We start from the raw sequence: 17,009 nt of genomic DNA on the forward strand, positions 1-17,009 counted from the left end.
CCCAACATGGCGCTCGGCGGCATCACCCCGGCGATGAAGCTGGCGATGGCCGCTTAGCTCCACTTTTGGCGACTGCTAAAAGTGGGGGGATTACCGCAACTGGACAACAACGAAGCCATATGATTTTGTTCCGTTGTTATCCAGGTTTCCCTTGATAACTAAACGATGTCCATCAGAGGAAAACGCGGCAAATCTGCCCGTCTCAAGACTTGTATCAAGTGGAATTTTGAGGCTGAGCCCGCCGTTTCGGATCTCGCGAACTGTGATGGATTGTTGTTCAGGAGTGACGATGAATCGTCCGTCAGGGCTGCTCAGGAAATGAGGCGTACCCAGATCAGGGGCGGCAACGTCGCAAACTTGTAAGCGACTCTCCCGGACGCAGAGAGTGAGCTGAGATCCATCCCACATTTCTGCAATGATTAATTCGCTGCCCTTAAAGCGTAGGTCAGCGACATTGCCGGCGGGCACGGTGCTGAAGACTTTATGTTTTTTGTCATCCGACAATTTGATCGAAGCTGTTTCGGGCTTGTCGGGGTTGGAAAGTTCAGTTGTCGCGATTAACTTTCCGCTCGGATGGATTGCGATCGGTGATGAATAGAGAGCCTTGTTTTCACTGAAGATCACCTTCTTTCCGTTTACATCAAAAATATACGAGTGGAATGAGTCGGTGGCGTTGTTGTTCGGTGTAGAGACTTCATTCCGGGAAGAGGTGACGAACAGTAGGTTGCCGGAAGGGTCCGGTGTAACCCATCGAGGTGTATCAGGAAGATCGCAGTCTTTAGAGTGCGTCATCGTATCGATGTGGAAGAATCTGCATCCTCCATCGCTCACGAGCGCGTCTTTAGAGAAGAAGAAGATGGAGCTGTCGACATTCTCTTGAGATTCGATAAATCGATACTTTGCGCCCGCGTGGTTGGAGCACCCGCTCAATGCCAGAAGTGCAAGGGAAATGTAGACTGCCTTCACGGGGTGTCTCCAATAATTTGGTAAGCAGACTCAGTGCCAGCGAATCTTCTACCAAACGATGGCGCGTCCCATTGGTTGATAATTCGACTCACAGCGTCAGATGCGTTTCTATTGACTCCACCATCTGCAGCACGAGGGATTCCGTTCTTAACGCAGAACTGCCCGCCGGAATCAATGCAGTTATATGGAATGGTGCTAATTCGCTGAGGATCTGGAATAGGAGCTGGTCTCCTGCCTGCACGTGCCCACCAGTTTTCATCGAAATCTAACCCAGGGTTCAGCCACCCGCGGTACACCCAGTACTTTGAGTAATTGTCGCGGCCCGTAAGCTGCTTGAACCCGCGGCCTCTGAATTTCATTCCGTCGCCAACTTGACTTCTACCAGCATCAACTTGGGAGCGGGCCGGCGAGGTAAGGACGGGTCTTCTGGATGCATCGCGGCCTATAACGACTGGGAGAATTCCGCCCTGCGCATTTCGCAATACACTACGATCGACGTTGCCTAGATCGTTACCAGCTCTTTCATAGTTGTGAAAGTAGCCGTAAAGATCAGTTGGGTCGTCGTAATAGCCGTTTGTCTCAGGCTGGAATGAAGGATGGTTTGGATTTCGCGCATAACTCACGGAGCCTTCGACCATAAGCCTTAGGCCCATTGATTCGATCGAGCCTTGCCCAAAAAAATGGGATGTGCGGACATTGTTTCCGTTGAACAGGTATTTGCGGAGCACCTGATTGACTGCGAGCAGATACTGCGCCCTGACAGCCTGCGGTGTCTGTGGGTAAATTCTTGTAAGTTCATCGCTGGATATCCAGCCGCATTGTCTGATGTATCCGATGAACTCGCGCGGATGGAAATGCCAGTGATTGCTGTCCAGGCCGGTATTGGCCTGCTCCCAGAAGCAGAGCGCTTCGACGTAGCGCTGGAATTCCGGGAAATCGGCCGGGGTCATGTAAGCCGGTTGAAGCGGGCCAGCTTGGGCTCCGGCCGGTGTTTCGCGGGTAAGCCAGTTCCATCGGGTGGCAACACTGCCCCGGTGCCATTCGGTCGGGAATTTGCAGATGACCCTCTTCAGGAAATTCTGGACGGCGGGATTGCGCAGGCGATTCGATGCTTCCTGGCGGGTGATGAGGGCGTCGTCGTTCTCGTCCAGAAGGCGACGTATGGCATCGGCGTTGCAACGGCTGTCACCATCCTGGTGATCATCCATCAAATGCCAGCCGGCCCAATGCGGGGCGTCGGCATCGCTGAACTTGGCCACTCCTGTGGCATTGAGGTTGACCCAGCCTTGTCCCGCAGGTGTACGGATTTGTCGCCAGTGGGGCGTATCGGCCGGGTTCAGCGCATCCGGGCCCAGCACACGCCCAAAGCGCAGCAATTCATAGACCGCGCTGTGGGCGGGCACGACGGCGGCACGAGCGGTGCGATACGCCTGCACGATGGCACCGGCCGCGGCGTACAGATTGTATTCGGCGTTGTTCTCCGGGAGGGCTGCACCCAGCGTGGTTCCATCTGTCCGATAGGTGGTGACCTGCGCGTTGCCGCCTCCATAGCGGATGCCGACAAACAACGCCTCACCTAGTGGCGCGCCGCCTGTCGACACGGGTTGGTGCTGAGGTGGCCGTGTGGCGTGGACCGGAGTGTCAGCAGGAAGACTGAAATACATCTCGCCGAACACGGCATCGGTGCGTCCATCTGCCCCAGTGGCTACTAGCCCGGTCCGTCGACCGATCAGACGTTCTAGATTTTCGTCGTCGCAGACAATCTCAAAGTGCAGCATATTGGCCTCGCCTTCGAACATCCCGGCGCGCCCGATTTCCGTTTTTCGATTGATTGCTTGATTCGCCTGGACGCCACGGGCTATCGAATTCAAGTGTAAGTAGATCGAAAAGAAGCGCACCTGTGTGCCTTGGCCTTGGGCATTCGCACCGATCTCGTTGTCGTGGCGGATGACGATGACGCCGTCGTCCGTCCAGCCGTTGTAGCCCAGCGCATGGGCATCGATAGCGGCCGCGTCGGTGGGTCTGGCGGTTGGTTGCCGAGCATAAACGACGGTGCCGTCGGCAATGGCTCGTACTGGCAGGCGCTGATTGTTCTCAGTTGGCGCCGTGAGATGCATGCCGCCATGCCAGGCCAGCTCATGGCTGACTGGATAGGCGCCATGAGCGGCGGTTTGCATTGCACGCGCCAAAAAGGCCTCGTCGGCTTCATTCGCGCCACGTAGCGGCAGGAAGGGAGGGCTGATCAACATGTCAGGTGTCCTTACCTGGAGAACGGGTACTTGCGTTTGGCCATAACCTGGCCTTGCGGCAGCAGTGAAAGGTCGGCCGCATTACTCGCGCCGCCCCGAAACGGCTGCTGCGCCGCCTTGACCGTGAACTCGCCCGGGCAGGCGAAGGTGATGTCGCCGCCTTCCAGGGTGACCTGGGTTTGGCCGGCCTGCAGCACGATCTTCTGCTGGGCCAGCACGTCGATGCGCTCGTCGGTGGCGGTGACGGTGACCGACTGGTCGGCCAGCAGTTCCAGCGGGCCGGCGTGGGCCTGCAGGCTGACCGGGCCGTGGGCGGCGATGGTGCGGATCGGGCCGCGTTGGGCGAACACCGCGGCGGGGCCGCCGCTGACCGCGGCGACGGTCTGGCCGGCAACGAGGTGGGCGTCGTTCTGCACGGTCAGGTGCAGGTTCGCGCCGGCGTAGGCGAGGGCGCTGGCCGCGGTGGCGGCGGCGATGCGGTCGGGGGATTCGACGAACAGCAGCGGCCGCGCGAACCGTTCGACTGGGGTTCCGCCGTTGCGTGAGCCGCCGGACGGCTTGGTCGCCGCCTGGCCGTTGACGGGGCCGGTGTAGCGGCCGTCGTGTTCGACATCGAGCGCGGCGATCAGCGCGGTCTGCCCGGCATTGGCGGCCAGCGCCATGACCCGGTGCTGGCCGGCGGCGTCGCTGAGCGCCTGCGCGGTCTGCTCGGCGCCGCGCAGTTGCACCACCGCCTCGGCGACGTCGAACTGGGTCGAGGCGGCGTTGGCGCGGGCGCTGGCCGAGAGCAGCACGCCCTGGCCGGCCTGCAGGTTGGCCCAGCCCAGGGTGGCCAGGTCGAAGCCCTGGCCGCGCAGGGCGCCGCGCAGGCCGTTGTGGTGGTCGATCAGGTAGCCCAGCTCGAGTCGACTGTCGGCCAGGCTGGTGTGCAGGCGCTGGCGCAGCTGGCCGGGGGCGTCGTCGACCAGCCATTGCTGGGTGCCGCTGCCGTCGAGCGACTGCGTGTGCAGGCCCGAGAGCGTACCGAGGTGGTTGCTGGCGTCGCTCAACGCGAACGGTGGCGCAACGTCACCGTTGAACAATTGACCGCTGACCACCGGCTGGTCGATGTCGGCGTGCAGGAACTCGACCAGCACCTCGGCGCCGATGCGCGGCAGGGCGTGGCTGCCCCAGTTGGGGCCGGCCAGCCACTCGGCCACGCGCACCCAGGTGCCGCTGGTGTGGTCGCCCGGTGCGTGGCCGTCGGGGTGGCTGCTGGAGCCGGCGTCGTCGAGGCCGCCGGTGTGTGGCGCGGTGCCGCGCTGCCAGGCGAACTGGATGCGGACCTGATGGTCGCGGCTGGCGGTGTTGGCGGCGTCGGGCAGACCGACCACGCGCGCGGTCTGCGCGCCGGGCGCGAGCGGCTTGGGCCGCGCCAATGGCACGAGGGCGGTGGCGGCCGGCACGGCGAGGAAACGGTTGCGGTAGCTGCCGTGTTCGAGGCCGGCGTCATCGAGCAGGGCGAGGATGCCGGTGCCGAGGTTGTTGGCGGCGACGTGCTCGACCGCCACCGGCACGAAGCGCTGGCCGTCGAGATCGGGGTGCTGGCTCAGGGTGAAGGCGGCGCCGGCCTGCAGGCCGCGGCCGCTGCCGGCGCCGGCGTGCAGGTGCTGCGGCAAGCGCAGCGCGTCCAGGTGCAACTCGGCGGCTTGCTGGGCGTGGTCGCGCTGGGCGAAGCGGCCGGCGCGCGGCACGGTGTAGACCTCGCGCCGGGGCAGGTGCGGGCCGGCCGGGGCGGCGTCGGCGCTGGCCGAGAACGCCTCGACCTGTTCGGCCTGCCAGCTGGCGGTCGCGACCGCGTCGGGCACGGCCTGGCGCTGCTGCGTGAAGTGGGTGATCGCGTCGAGCGATTCGGTGGCGTTGTTGCGGTGGAAGCGCAACGACGCCGGCGTGGCCGTAGGCGGCTCGGCGCGGCGATCGAAGACCACCAGCGTGTGCGTGGCGTCGTCGCTCGCCTCGCCCTGCGCGTGCTCGAAGCGCCAGGCCAGGCCGGCCTCGGCGAGCAGGCGCACGACGAAGTCCCAGTCGCTCTCGCGGTACTGGGTGGTGATCGCGCGCTTCGGCAACGACTGGGCGACGTCGAAACGCCACGCCGCCTGCGGGTAGTCGGCGAACACGCGTTCGAGCACGCCGTGCACGTCGAGGTCCTGGAAAATCAGCGCGTTCCTGCGCAGCGCCAGCAGCGCCGTCCACGGCTCCATCGTCAGCCGATAACGCGCATAACCGCCGTCGCTGCCCAGTGGCGCGACCGCGGTGCACAGGCCGTGCCAGTGGCGCTGGCTTTCATCCGCCTGGCGCAGGCGCAGGTCGATCGGCTGGCCGAGCAGGGCGTGGGTATCGAGAAACGCCGACAGCGACAGGCAATCGATCTCGAACTTGAACGGTGCGCACACCGCTTCAGAGCCTTCGAAGCGTTCGACCAGGAACGTGTCGGATAGAGGCCCGCCGGGCAGGGCGGTGTCGATCTCGAGCAGCCGCGGCTGGCCGGACAGCGTGGCGAGCAACTGGCTGGCGGCCCGCGAGAGCGTCGTCGGCGCCGCATCGCGCAGGATGGGCGCGCGCAGTTGCGGGGCGGTGAAATCCGGAGTGCGTCCTTGTGCGGCCGATGCGAAGCCGGTGGGCTGGCCGTGGATCGAGCCGGCCAGCGAATCCGTGCCCGGCGTGTCGGCGAAACCCGCGCCGAAGGATGTGCCCAGGTCGGGGACGCCGGCGGCGGCGTTGAGCTTGCCCGTCGCGAAGTCCGACAACGAGGTCGGCACGGCCGTGCCCGCGAGGCCGAGATCACCCGCAGCGCCAGTCACGGCGTCCGTGGCGGTTGCCGTAGCCGCGGGCCCGGCCCACGTGGCGCCCAGGGCCGTGCTGCCTGCGATGGCAGAGACGGCCGGCGCGGCGACCGCGCTGAGCGACGCCGGCAGTGTCCCGCCCTGGCCCATCGCGGCGAGCGCGCTGGGCGCGAGTTGCGCCGCCACGTCCGCGCCATCGGCGCCGCGATGCAACGCCTGCAGCACCCCGGCGGCCATCGGCGCGACCGTGGCCAGCTTGCCGAGCAGGTCTTCGGTGGTGATCGCCGCCTCCATCACCTGCGCGACCTCGCTGGCGCGCGACACCTCGGGCAGCGTGGTGCGCGCCATCGCGATCAGCTCGTCGGCTAGCGCGCTGGTGTCGCCGCCGCCGCGGGCCATGCGCAGCAACTCGTCGGCAAGCGCGCTGGTCGGGCCGAACGCGGCCAGATCGGGATCGGCGGCGACGGCGCTGGCGGCGGCATCGCCCAGGGTGAAGGGACTGTAGGGATCAGCCATGGCGAACCACTCCTTGAAGCATGGCGGTGATGCACGCATCCGGGCGTGCATGAGGCGTGCGCAACGACCGCGGTCGACCTAACCCGTAGGCGGAAGCGGCAAGAGGCGGGATATCCATATCCATCGCAGGCTCATCGCCCGGTCAGGGCAGGGTGATGGTCAAGTGCGCGGTGCGCGCCGGCAGTTGCACGACCTCGTGATGGCGGGCCAGTTGCCGGTCGGTGCTGCGGTCGAGCAGCGCATGCAGGCCGAGGAAGCCGACCACGCCGACCGCCGCCATCGCCGCGGCCGGTGCCCACAGCGGCACCACCCGGCGCAGGGCGTGGGCGATCTTGTCCGGCGGCGCCCAGTGCGGGGCGAAACCGGCGCGCCGGCCCTTGAGGTAAGCGATCTCGTCGCCGAGGCGTGCGGTCAGGTAGCCGAGTTTTTCCGGCCCTTCCAGCCGGTACTTGCCCTCGAAGCCGAGCAGCAGGCAGTAGTGGTAGACCTCCAGCGACGGCAGCCGCGGCGCGCCCTGCGCGCGCAGTTGTTCGAGGCGGTCGAAGAAGTGCTCGCCGGCCAGGTGTTCGCCGAACAGGCGCAGCTGCAGCGGGTTGCGCTCCCACTCCTCGCGCAGCGAGGACGGCTGCGACAGGATGGCCTCGTCGACCGCGGCGCAGAACGCGTACTTGGCGGCGTAGATGTCCTCGGCAGCGATGCCGAGCTTGACCGCGCCGCGCTCGACGTTCTCGAGGAAACGCTGGATCGACTCGACGAACGGGCCTTCGCTGGCCGGAAGCTGGCCGCGCTTGAGCAGCATCAGCAGGTAGAAGCCGTCCGACATCAGATCGAGCAGGCTGCGCGGCGTCGCGCCGGCGCCGGGTGTGGGATTGGCCAGTGCCGGTGACAGCGACGGCATGCCTTGCGGGACCGGAGGTTGCGGGTAGTTCATGGCGTCCTTGCCTGCGTCATGGGGTCAGGGCGATCAGTTCGAGCTTGAGCTCGCGCACGCCGGCCGGCACGTAGATCATCAGCGACTGCGACTTGAGCATGCGCTCGTACAGCGGGCCGCGTGGTTCGATCGCGAAGTAATAGCTGCCCGGTCGCACCGGGATCGCGGCCGGCACCTGCGCGGCGTGGGTGAGCTTGACGCCCGGCAGCGCCGACAGCACGCACTTCTCGACGTCGTCGGGGGCGCCGACCTTGAAGCGCACCGGCACCGACTGCACCAGCTCCGGTCCCGGCACGTCGGCGGCCACGCCGAGGTAGAACGCCGACTTCTCGTCGATGCGCTGCGAGTCGAGGCGGCCGAGGTGGAACGAGGGCTTCACTTCCGTCAATGCGATCTGGAAGTAGCGCGCCGAGATCACTGTGTCGAGCAGCTCGCGGATCATCGCGAACAGGCGCTCGAAGCCGGCTTCGGGTTGGGCGTGGGTGTAGGTCGGCAGGTCTGCCAGGCTGTAGATCTTGGAGAAGGTCAGCAGCGAGCCGGCGAGGCGGGACAACTCCTGGTGCAGGCGCTCGGGGTGCAGGCCGGGGTGGCGGAACAGGTGCGAGAGCGCGGCAAATGCCGAGTTGGCGGTGTGCAGCAGCCAGAACGAGGCGATGTCGCCGGAGCGGAATTCGATGATGTGCTGCGAGGGCTCGCGGTGCAGGCCGTACAGCGCATCGGTCTTGGCCTGCAGTGCATCGAGCAGGCGCCGCAGCTGCACGTGCAGGGTCGGCGAGGCGGCCAGGTTCAGGCTCGGCGGGACGAAGGCCTCGTCGAACTCGAAACCGCCGGTGGCGGTGCGGCGCACGCGCGCGACCGGCACGGTCACGAACGGGTCGCGCGGCTCGTCGTCGGTGAGCAGGCGCACCGACTTGCGCAGGTACGACAGCTCGGCCTCGCCGGCGTCGGTGTACAGGTCCGGGGTCGGCCGGTTGGTCTGGACGAAGCGGGTCGCGGCATTGCCGTCGGCCTCGCCGCAGTTGCCGCCGTAATCCCTGAGCAGCGGCAGCGCCAGGTGGATCGTGGTCGATTGCACGCCCGCCGGCAGCTCGGTCAACGACAGCGCCTCGGGCAGCTCGTCGTCGCCGGGGGCGGCATAGAGCTCGCCGTCGGGGAAGATCGCCGACAGCTGCTGCGCACGCAGGGTGCCACTGGCCAGGCTCTGCAGGTCGAAGCGCGCCTGTCGCACGCCCCAGGCATACGGGTGCACGGCCGCGGCAAAGTCCTGCAGTCGCGCCTCGTGGTAGGCGTCCTGCCTCTGAAAATGCTGGGGGCGCAGGAACAGGCCCTCGCCCCAGAAAACCTTCGACATCCGACTCACAACTGCCTCGCTGCAATCCTTTGACTTTCGTCGGTGGCGCTCCGTGGATCGCCGGGCCGCCCGAAGGCGGGGGCTTTGGCTCCGGCCGCATCCCACACGGCCGGCCACCGATCACGAAACGAGCGTACTACAACCTGGCGGTCGCCCGCCGTTTCAGCGCTTACCGGGCGCACAGTTCACCGAAGACAGCGAGTGCGACTCGCTGGCGAGCGGGGTTTCCAGGGCCGTGCTGGTGGTGGTCATGGCGCAGGCGTGCAGGCCGACGGTGATGCCGTCCTTGACCGCCTTGCGGCTGTCGAAGGCGAAGCGCCAGCGGCTCGTGGTCGGCGCCCGGAACAGCGCGACGATGCCGAGGTGGCTGGCTTCGGCGGCGACCTTCTCGATCACCTCGTGGCGCTGGCCCGGAGTCAGCAGGATCTCGCTGGCGCTGACCAGATCGGTGCCGAGCGCGGCGGCTTCGGCCTTCTCGTCGAGAAAGGCATCGAACGGCGCCTGCTCGAAACGCTGGATCGCGCGCAGCTGGTAGACCCGCACCACCAGCGCCAGTGGGCGTTTCTCACCGCCGGCGTTGAGGTTGTCGGCCGCGTACAGGCGCAGCGGCACCGAGTGCTCCTGCGGCGGCGCGGGCGGCGCGGGCGCCTTCAGGCCGACCGTCTCCAGGGCCTTGCCGACCGCCTTGCCGACCCCGCCGGAGCTGGCGCAGCCGCTGCCGGCCAGAACCAGGCTGGCGAGCAGGGCCAGGGCGAGGCCGCGCCGGGCGGGAGGGGGGCAGGCGCGGGCCGGCAGACTGTCCATAGTGCTTTGCTCCATTAAAGTGAGGCCCAACGGTCCGCCGGGTTGTCATCTGCGCCCGCGGTCGGGCAGGCTAGCGTAAGGACAGGTGTCGCGCCGTGTCATCTTGACGACGGCGATAAAGGCTACTATACCCAGCCCAGGTGCCCGCAAGCGTCATCATGTGACCGTTATTCTAGGAGTCCGTCGCACTGGCACCGTGCGCGCTCACAAGGAGAGTGACACCGTATGAAATCCCCCCTGTCTTCTGTCTGCCGCAGCCTGGTCGTGTCTGTCCTGGTGCTCGGCTTGGCCGCCTGCGCCTCCACTGGCGGGAGCAAGAAGAAAGCCGGTGACTACACCCAGCTGATGGGCACGGCCGAGGCCGAGGTCAGTGCCGGCCGGCTGGAATCGGCGCTGGCCGGCTTCAACGAGGCGGCCAAGGCCGACCCGACCCGCAAGGAGCCGTGGGTGCGCAGCGCCCAGTTGCAGTTCGATGCCGGTAACTACGGCCGCGCCATCGTTGCCGCCGAGGAAGTGCTCAAGCGCGATCCCACCGACAAGGTTGCCGACAGCGTGCTGACCGTCAGCGGCCTGCGCGTGGCCTCGCAGTCGCTCAAGCGCCTGCAGGGCAATGGCGCGCTGGCCTCCGATACCGCCCGCCGCGAAGCCGAGCAGCTGCGCACGACCATGATCGCGACCATGGGCAACGACTTCGTCGTCGGCGAGGATGCCAAGCCCAAGCCCAAGGCCAAACCGCGCCCGCGTCAGCGCCCGACGCCGTCGACGGCGCCGACCGCCACCGCGCCGGCCGCGCAGCCGGCACCGACCACCTCCAGCAATCCGTTCGATTGACCGCTTTGCGGCGGCCACCGCGCCGGTGACCGCCATCTGTATTCGTCAGGGAGACGAGTGATGTCCAAGAAGGAAAGCATCCAGAAGCGCCTGCAGAAGATTCGCCCGCCGCGGGTGCAGTTGACCTATGACGTCGAGAAAGGCGACGCCATCGAGCAGAAGGAAGTGCCGTTCGTGGTCGGCGTGCTCGGCGACTTCAGCGGCAAGCCGGAAGAGCCGCTGGCCAGGATCAAGGACCGCAAGTTCGTCAACGTCGACATGGACAACTTCGACGAAGTCATGGAAGGCATGACCCCGCGCGCGGTTTACCGCGTGCCGAACAAGATCAGCGACCAGGGTGGCGAGTTCGCGGTCGAGCTCAAGTTCAAGTCGATCGACGACTTCCGCCCGGAGGCCGTGGTCGAACAGGTCGAGCCGCTGCGCAAGCTGCTGGAAGCGCGCTCCAAGCTCGCCGACCTGCGCAACAAGCTGGCCGGCAACGAGAAGCTCGAAGACCTGCTCAATGACGTGTTGAACAACACCGAGCAGCTGAAGAAACTCGGCCATAACGGCCAGGAGTCGGCATGAACGCAACCCAGGGGGCAGCCGCAACCCAGGCGGCCGGCGGCGCGACCGAGGTCGGCCTGCTCGACCAGATCATCGCCCAGAGCAAGGTCGCCAAGTCCGATGCCGAGCACCAGCGCGCCAAGGACATCATCTCCGAGCTCGCCCGCGAGGTGCTGGAAGGTACCGTGGTGGTGTCGGACAACCTCAACCTGACCCTCGATGCGCGCGTCGCTGAACTTGATCGGCTGATTTCCGACCAGCTCACCGCGATCATGCACGCGGCCGAGTTCCAGCAGCTCGAGAGCACCTGGCGTGGCCTGCACTACCTGTGCCAGCAGACCTCGACCGGTCCGATGATGAAGATCAAGGTGCTCAATGCACCGAAGAAGGACCTGGTCCGCGACTTCAAGTCGGCGATCGACTTCGATCAGAGCGCGTTGTTCAAGAAGGTCTACGAGGAAGAGTTCGGCACCTTCGGCGGTTCGCCGTTCGGCACCCTGATCGGCGACTACCAGATCGGCCGCCAGCCCGAGGACATGTACTTCATCGAGCAGATGTCGCACGTGGCCGCCGCCGCCCATGCGCCGTTCATCTCGGCCGCGTCGGAGGACATGTTCGGCCTGGAAAGCTTCACCGACCTGGGCAAGCCGCGCGACCTGGCCAAGATCTTCGACACCATCGAATACGCCAAGTGGAAGTCGTTCCGCGACGGCGAGGACAGCCGCTACGTCGGCCTGACCCTGCCGCGCTTCCTTGGTCGCCTGCCGTACAACCCCAAGGACGGCACCACGGTCGAAGGCTTCAACTTCGTCGAGGACGTCGACGGCGCCGACCACAGCAAGTACCTGTGGTGCAACACCGCTTATGCCTTCGGCGCGCGCCTGACCAAGGCTTTCGAGGACTTCGGATGGTGCGCGGCGATCCGTGGCGTCGAGGGTGGCGGCCTGGTCGAGGACCTGCCGACGCACACCTTCCGCACCGATGACGGCGAGATCGCACTCAAGTGCCCGACCGAGATCGCGATCACCGACCGTCGCGAGAAGGAACTGTCCGACCTCGGCTTCATCCCGCTGGTGCATTGCAAGAACACCGACTACGCCGCGTTCTTCGGCGCCCAGTCGGCGCAGAAGGCCAAGAAGTACAACACCGATGCGGCCAACGCCAACGCGATCCTGTCGGCGCAGCTGCAGTACATCTTCGCGGTCTCGCGCATCGCCCATTACCTCAAGGCGATGATGCGCGAGAAGATCGGCAGCTTCGCCTCGGCGGGCAATGTCGAGGACTTCCTCAACCGTTGGATCGCGCAGTACGTGCTGCTCGACGACAACGCCACCCAGGAGGCCAAGGCCCAGCACCCGCTGCGCGAGGCCTCGATCCAGGTGTCGGAAGTGCCGGGTCGCCCCGGTGTCTACCGCGCCGTCGCGTTCCTGCGCCCGCACTTCCAGCTCGACGAGCTGTCGGTGTCGCTGCGCCTGGTCGCGGAGTTGCCGGCGTCGGCCAAGAAATAAGGCCAGCGCCGCATGGAAGAAACCGCCGAAGGAGTCGGCGGCTTCGCGAACCACGGACGGTTCGTACTACGACCGCACGCATTGCGCGCGGTCGGCGAGGGCCGGCACGGTCACCCGATGATCGTGCCGGAACGCCGGACTGGGGCCCCGGATGGGCTTCGTCAGGCGTCACCTCCATTGGGCGCAAGCCCGACGTTCCACTGACGGTACTTGGCTGTATTTCGCTATATCGACGCACCCGACACTCAACCATGTCACAAGGACGATAAGGAATTATTTATGGCAACCCAGATTGAAATTCAGCGTCAAAAGCCCAGCGCTTTCCTCTCCCTCGACACCATCAAGGGCGAGTCGCGCATCGAGCGCCACAAGGACAAGATCGAAATCCGTGACTACGAGCTGAGCCTGACCCAGCCGCGTTCGGCCACGGCTTCCAACTCTGGTGGCCACACCGCCGCCCGTGCCGAGTGGTCGACGATCAAGTTCGTCAAGGCGATCGACATCGCCAGCGGCCCGTTGTTCCAGACTTCCTTCAACGGTTCGACCCTGGGCAAGGGCGAGATCGTGTTCACCCGTGCCGACGGTGACAACAAGGAAATCGACTACTGGGTGATCAACCTGCTGAACGTGGTCGTCAGCAAGGTCACCACCCGTGTCAGCGACGAAGGCATGCTGGAAGAGGAAGTCGAACTCTCGTTCGGCGCGATCAAGCAAACCTACAGCGCCCAGAACCCGGGTGGCGGCGCCGGTGGCAAGGTGGTCATGCAGGCCAGCCCGACCCTCGGCAAGCCGACCTTCGCGGTCTAAGGCAAACCCATGGAGTGGCGGTTGCGACCGCCCTCCATGCCACGGAGCTCCGGGCGCGCAGGTCGCGCCCGCAGCGTCCGCGAAGTTTTTGTGCCGTTGTCGTCCCGCTTCGCCGATCATCCATCGCGGTAATGCACGTGATCACGCAGGGGAATGCAGCGCGCCGGGTCCGTGCTGCCGCAGGCTTTGCCCGTGGCGCACCCGGTGCGCAGGCGGTGGTTGCTAGCGTGCTACTTCGCCCACGCGGAATGGATGCATGAAAGGATTCGAACCGAGCCTGCTGGAGAAACTGTTCGACGACGAGCCCAAGGCCACGGCGGCCAGTGGCATCTTCAAGTCGATCTCGCTCGAGCAGTACAAGGAGTCGGTGGCGCGCGATCTCGAAGGGCTGCTCAACAGCCGTGCCGCGTTCGCCGAAGACGACCTCAAGACCTACCCCAATTGCCAGAAATCGCTGATGACCTACGGGTTGCGCGATTTCTCGACGATGAGCCTGGCCAACGCCTACGACCGCGCCGCGATCTGCCGCTCGCTGGAGCAGTCGGTCGCGCGCCACGAGCCGCGCCTGCACAACGTGCGCGTGACCCTGGAAGCAAACGCGCGCAACGCGGTCGGCGGCCTGCATTTCTCCATCCACGCGCTGCTTGACGTGCAGCCGGCGCGCGAGCCGATCAGCTTCGATGCACTGCTGCAGCCGAGCACGCTGCAGTATTCGGTCAGCCGCTTGCGGCGCGTCGCGGCGGCATAACGGGGCGGCCTGATGGAAGACCTGCTGCCCTATTACGAGCGCGAGCTGGCCTACCTGCGGCGCTACGGCCGCGAATTCGCCGAGCGCTACCCGAAGATCGCCGGGCGCCTGCTGCTGTCCGGCGACGGCAGCCAGGACCCGCATGTCGAGCGCCTGATCGAATCGTTCGCGCTGCTGTCGGCGCGCACGTCGAAGAAGATCGAGGACGACTACCCCGAGTTCACCGAGGCGCTGCTGGAGGTGCTGTACCCGCACTACCTGCGCAGCTTCCCGTCGTGCTCGATCGCGCGCTTCGACGCCGGCCCGGCGCTGGCCAAGCTCAGCGCGCCGGTGACGATCCCGCGCGGCACGCTGCTGCACACGCGCTCGGTGCGTGGCGTCAGCTGCAAGCTGCGCAGCAGCTACGATGTCACCCTGGCGCCGATCCGGCTTGCCAGCGCCGCGTTCAAGGCGATTGCCGATGCGCCGATGACGGTGAGCCTGCCGGCCGGCAGCGGCGGCGAGATCGCGCTGACCTTCGAGCTGCTCGGCGACCAGCCCGCGCTCGCCAAGCTCGGCCTCGACACGCTGCGCCTGTTCACCGAGGGCGAACCGTCGTTCTGCGCGGCCTTGCGCGACACGCTCGCCCTGAACGTGCGCGCGGCCTACCTGGAGCCGCGCGGCAGCGGCCGCTGGTTCGCCTTGCCGAAGGTGCCGCTGCAGCAGACCGGCTTCGCTGACGACGAGTCGTTGATCGATTTCCCGCAGCGCTCGCACCCGGCCTACCGGCTGCTGACCGAGTTGTTCGCGTTCCCGGAAAAATTCGGCTTCTTCGACCTGGACCTGCGCGCGCTGCGCGGCCAGGCCGGCAATGCCTTCACCCTGCATCTGGTGCTCGGCAGCCTGCCGCCGGATTCGGCCACCGCGCGCGTGCTCGAGACGATGGGGCCCGACAACGTCCTGCTCGGCTGCACGCCGGTGGTCAACCTGTTCGCCCAGCACGGCGAGCCGATCCGCGTGACCCATCGCACCGCGGCGTACCCGGTGATTGCCGACGCCCGGCGCGCCTTCGCCTACGAGGTGCACTCGATCGACTCGGTCAAGCGCGTGCGGCAGACGCCGCAAGGCGAGAAGATCACCGAGTTCCGCCCGTTCTATTCGCTGCATCACGGTGAGAGCCCGGACAACACCGGCCATTACTGGCTGGCGCACCGCGACGAGGACATCGCCCGCCACAGCCCCGGTTTCGAGACCGAGCTGTCGTTCGTCGATCTCGATTTCAACCCGGTGCTGCCGCAGACCGACGTGATCAGCCTGGAGCTGACCTGCAGCAACCGCGACCTGCCCAGCCACCTCGCCTACGGCGTGCAGGGCGGCGACCTGACCATGGAAGGCGGCGGGCCGGCGCGCACGATCGCGCTGTTGCGCAAGCCGAGCCGGCCGTTGCGCTTCGACCGCGGCCGCGGTGCGCACTGGCGGTTGATCTCGCACCTGTCGTTGAACCACCTCTCGCTCACCCAGAGCGGGCTGCCGGCCTTGAAGGAGATGCTGCGCCTGTACGACCTCGCGCGCACCGCGGTGTCTGGCCGTCAGATTGACGGCATCGTCGGCCTGGAGCACCACCCGACCACGGCCTGGTTGCCGGGCAAGCATTTCGCCAGCGTGGTGCGCGGCATCGAGATCCGCCTGAGCATCGATGAGCAGAACTTCGTCGGCACCGGCATCGCCGCGTTCGCGCGCGTGCTCGACCATTTCTTCGGCCTGTATGTCCACGCCAACAGCTTCACCCAGCTCACGCTGCGGTCGAGCCACAGCGGCGAGGTACTGATCCAATGCCCAGCGCGAAGCGGCGAATCGATCCTGGTGTAGCCCAGCAGCTGCTCGCCGAACCGCATCGCTTCCAGTTTTTCCAGGCGCTGCGGATCCTCGAGAAGCTGTTCGCGCGCCAGGGCGTGCGCGGCGCCGACGTGGTGCCGCAGCGACTGCGTTTCCGCAACTCGCTTTCGCTGGGCTTCCCCGCCAGCGAGATCGAGGGTGCGCAGGCCTACACCGCCGACGGCGAGCTGCTCGACCGCGAGGCCGCGGTCGAGCACGCGCTGACGATGGAGACGCTGGGCGAGGTGCACCTGACGCCGGCCTTCACCGGCCTGCTCGGCACCGCCGGCGCCTTGCCGCTGCACTACACCGAGCTGATCACCCATCGCGAGATCTACCAGCGCGACCGCGCCGCGCGCGCGTTCCTCGATGTGTTCACCAATCGCGCCGTCGCCCTGCATTACGCGGCGTGGAAGAAGCATCGCCTGGCCCTGCAGTACGAACTCGATCGCCGCGAGCGCTTCCTGCCGCTGGTGCTGTCGCTGGCCGGGGTCGGCCTGCCGGCATTGCGCGACCGCATGGTCGACGGCGATGGCGACGTGTTCGACCAGGCCATCGCCCATTACGCCGGCGGCATCCGCCAGCACCCGGTGTCGGCGGCGTTCCTGCAGCGCATCCTGTCGGATTACTTCGGCGTGGCGGTGCGGGTCGAGCAGTTCGTCGGTGCCTGGTACCCGGTGCCGGCGCAGCAGCGCACGCGCCTGGGCATCGGCAACGCCCAGCTCGGCGCGACCGCGCTGGCCGGCGAGCGCGTGTGGCAGCGCGACCTGCGCCTGCGCCTGTGGTTCGGGCCGCTCGATCGCGAGCATTTCGACAGCCTGCTGCCCGGTGGCAGCGCCGCGCTGGCGCTGGCCAAGTGGCTGACCCTGCTGACCGGCGCCTGCCTCGAGTACGAGATCCGCCTGACCCTGAAGCCCGAGCACGTGCGCGGCGTGCGCATGGGCGACGGCGGCGGCGCGCGCCTGGGCTGGGACAGCTACGTCTGCTCGAAACCGTCGACGCAGCCGCGCTCGGACACGCGCTACGGTATCCACACTTTGCAGTAGCCGTACCCTGCAATAACCCCATTCACCGCT

General features: G+C 66.4%; 13 protein-coding genes. 7 read left to right on the top strand and 6 right to left on the bottom strand.

The annotated features are described in order from the left end of the window. Positions 1-90: 90 nt before the first annotated feature. The 6 genes from ACFOLC_RS15540 to tssJ all read right to left on the bottom strand — a co-directional run bounded on the left by ACFOLC_RS15540 (position 91) and on the right by tssJ (position 9,639). Positions 91-966 carry a hypothetical protein gene (locus tag ACFOLC_RS15540; RefSeq protein WP_386760176.1) on the bottom strand — a complete coding sequence of 292 codons (876 nt, stop codon included), beginning with the start codon at positions 964-966 and terminating at the stop codon, positions 91-93. Beyond that, entirely contained in the window at positions 963-3,215 is a 2,253-nt protein-coding gene (locus tag ACFOLC_RS15545; RefSeq protein ID WP_386760177.1) for a hypothetical protein, read from the bottom strand. The genes ACFOLC_RS15540 and ACFOLC_RS15545 overlap by 4 nt, the downstream gene beginning before the upstream one ends. Before the next feature lie 11 nt (positions 3,216-3,226). Then, positions 3,227-6,553, bottom strand: coding sequence for a type VI secretion system Vgr family protein (locus tag ACFOLC_RS15550; protein WP_386760178.1), 3,327 nt, complete (start codon positions 6,551-6,553; stop codon positions 3,227-3,229). Between the two features lie 142 nt (positions 6,554-6,695). Then, positions 6,696-7,484 carry a type IVB secretion system protein IcmH/DotU gene (gene icmH / locus ACFOLC_RS15555; protein WP_386760179.1) on the bottom strand — a complete coding sequence of 263 codons (789 nt, stop codon included), beginning with the start codon at positions 7,482-7,484 and terminating at the stop codon, positions 6,696-6,698. Between the two features lie 16 nt (positions 7,485-7,500). Then, positions 7,501-8,835 (bottom strand): type VI secretion system baseplate subunit TssK, encoded by a 1,335-nt coding sequence (gene tssK / locus ACFOLC_RS15560; RefSeq protein WP_386760180.1) that lies wholly within the window; start codon positions 8,833-8,835, stop codon positions 7,501-7,503. 162 nt (positions 8,836-8,997) lie between these two features. Continuing rightward, positions 8,998-9,639 (bottom strand): type VI secretion system lipoprotein TssJ, encoded by a 642-nt coding sequence (gene tssJ / locus ACFOLC_RS15565; RefSeq protein ID WP_386760181.1) that lies wholly within the window; start codon positions 9,637-9,639, stop codon positions 8,998-9,000. Positions 9,640-9,864: 225 nt separating this feature from the next. Between tssJ and ACFOLC_RS15570 the strand changes: the two genes are divergently transcribed. From ACFOLC_RS15570 to tssG, 7 genes are all read left to right on the top strand, one after another. Then, positions 9,865-10,470: a tetratricopeptide repeat protein gene (locus ACFOLC_RS15570; protein WP_386760182.1), complete on the top strand. Its 606-nt coding sequence runs from the start codon at positions 9,865-9,867 to the stop codon at positions 10,468-10,470. Between the two features lie 60 nt (positions 10,471-10,530). Beyond that, positions 10,531-11,037 (top strand): type VI secretion system contractile sheath small subunit, encoded by a 507-nt coding sequence (tssB, locus tag ACFOLC_RS15575; protein WP_386760183.1) that lies wholly within the window; start codon positions 10,531-10,533, stop codon positions 11,035-11,037. Then, complete coding sequence (gene tssC / locus ACFOLC_RS15580) at positions 11,034-12,524, top strand: type VI secretion system contractile sheath large subunit (protein ID WP_386760184.1); 1,491 nt, start codon at positions 11,034-11,036, stop codon at positions 12,522-12,524. The genes tssB and tssC overlap by 4 nt, the downstream gene beginning before the upstream one ends. A gap of 279 nt (positions 12,525-12,803) precedes the next feature. Continuing rightward, the gene (locus tag ACFOLC_RS15585; RefSeq protein WP_386760185.1) at positions 12,804-13,331 is read left to right on the top strand and encodes an Hcp family type VI secretion system effector; all 528 of its coding nucleotides are present in this window, start codon (positions 12,804-12,806) and stop codon (positions 13,329-13,331) included. A 256-nt stretch (positions 13,332-13,587) separates the two neighbouring features. After that, positions 13,588-14,079, top strand: a complete 492-nt coding sequence (gene tssE / locus ACFOLC_RS15590) for a type VI secretion system baseplate subunit TssE (protein WP_386760186.1) — start codon at positions 13,588-13,590, stop codon at positions 14,077-14,079. Between the two features lie 12 nt (positions 14,080-14,091). Next, positions 14,092-15,927 (top strand): type VI secretion system baseplate subunit TssF, encoded by a 1,836-nt coding sequence (tssF, locus tag ACFOLC_RS15595; RefSeq protein ID WP_386760187.1) that lies wholly within the window; start codon positions 14,092-14,094, stop codon positions 15,925-15,927. Next, positions 15,891-16,979, top strand: a complete 1,089-nt coding sequence (gene tssG, locus ACFOLC_RS15600) for a type VI secretion system baseplate subunit TssG (RefSeq protein WP_386760188.1) — start codon at positions 15,891-15,893, stop codon at positions 16,977-16,979. The genes tssF and tssG overlap by 37 nt, the downstream gene beginning before the upstream one ends. Positions 16,980-17,009: the final 30 nt, after the last annotated feature.

Origin of the sequence: Lysobacter cavernae (genome assembly GCF_042648505.1) — a bacterium.
Classification (GTDB): Bacteria; Pseudomonadota; Gammaproteobacteria; order Xanthomonadales; family Xanthomonadaceae; genus Lysobacter_L; species Lysobacter_L cavernae.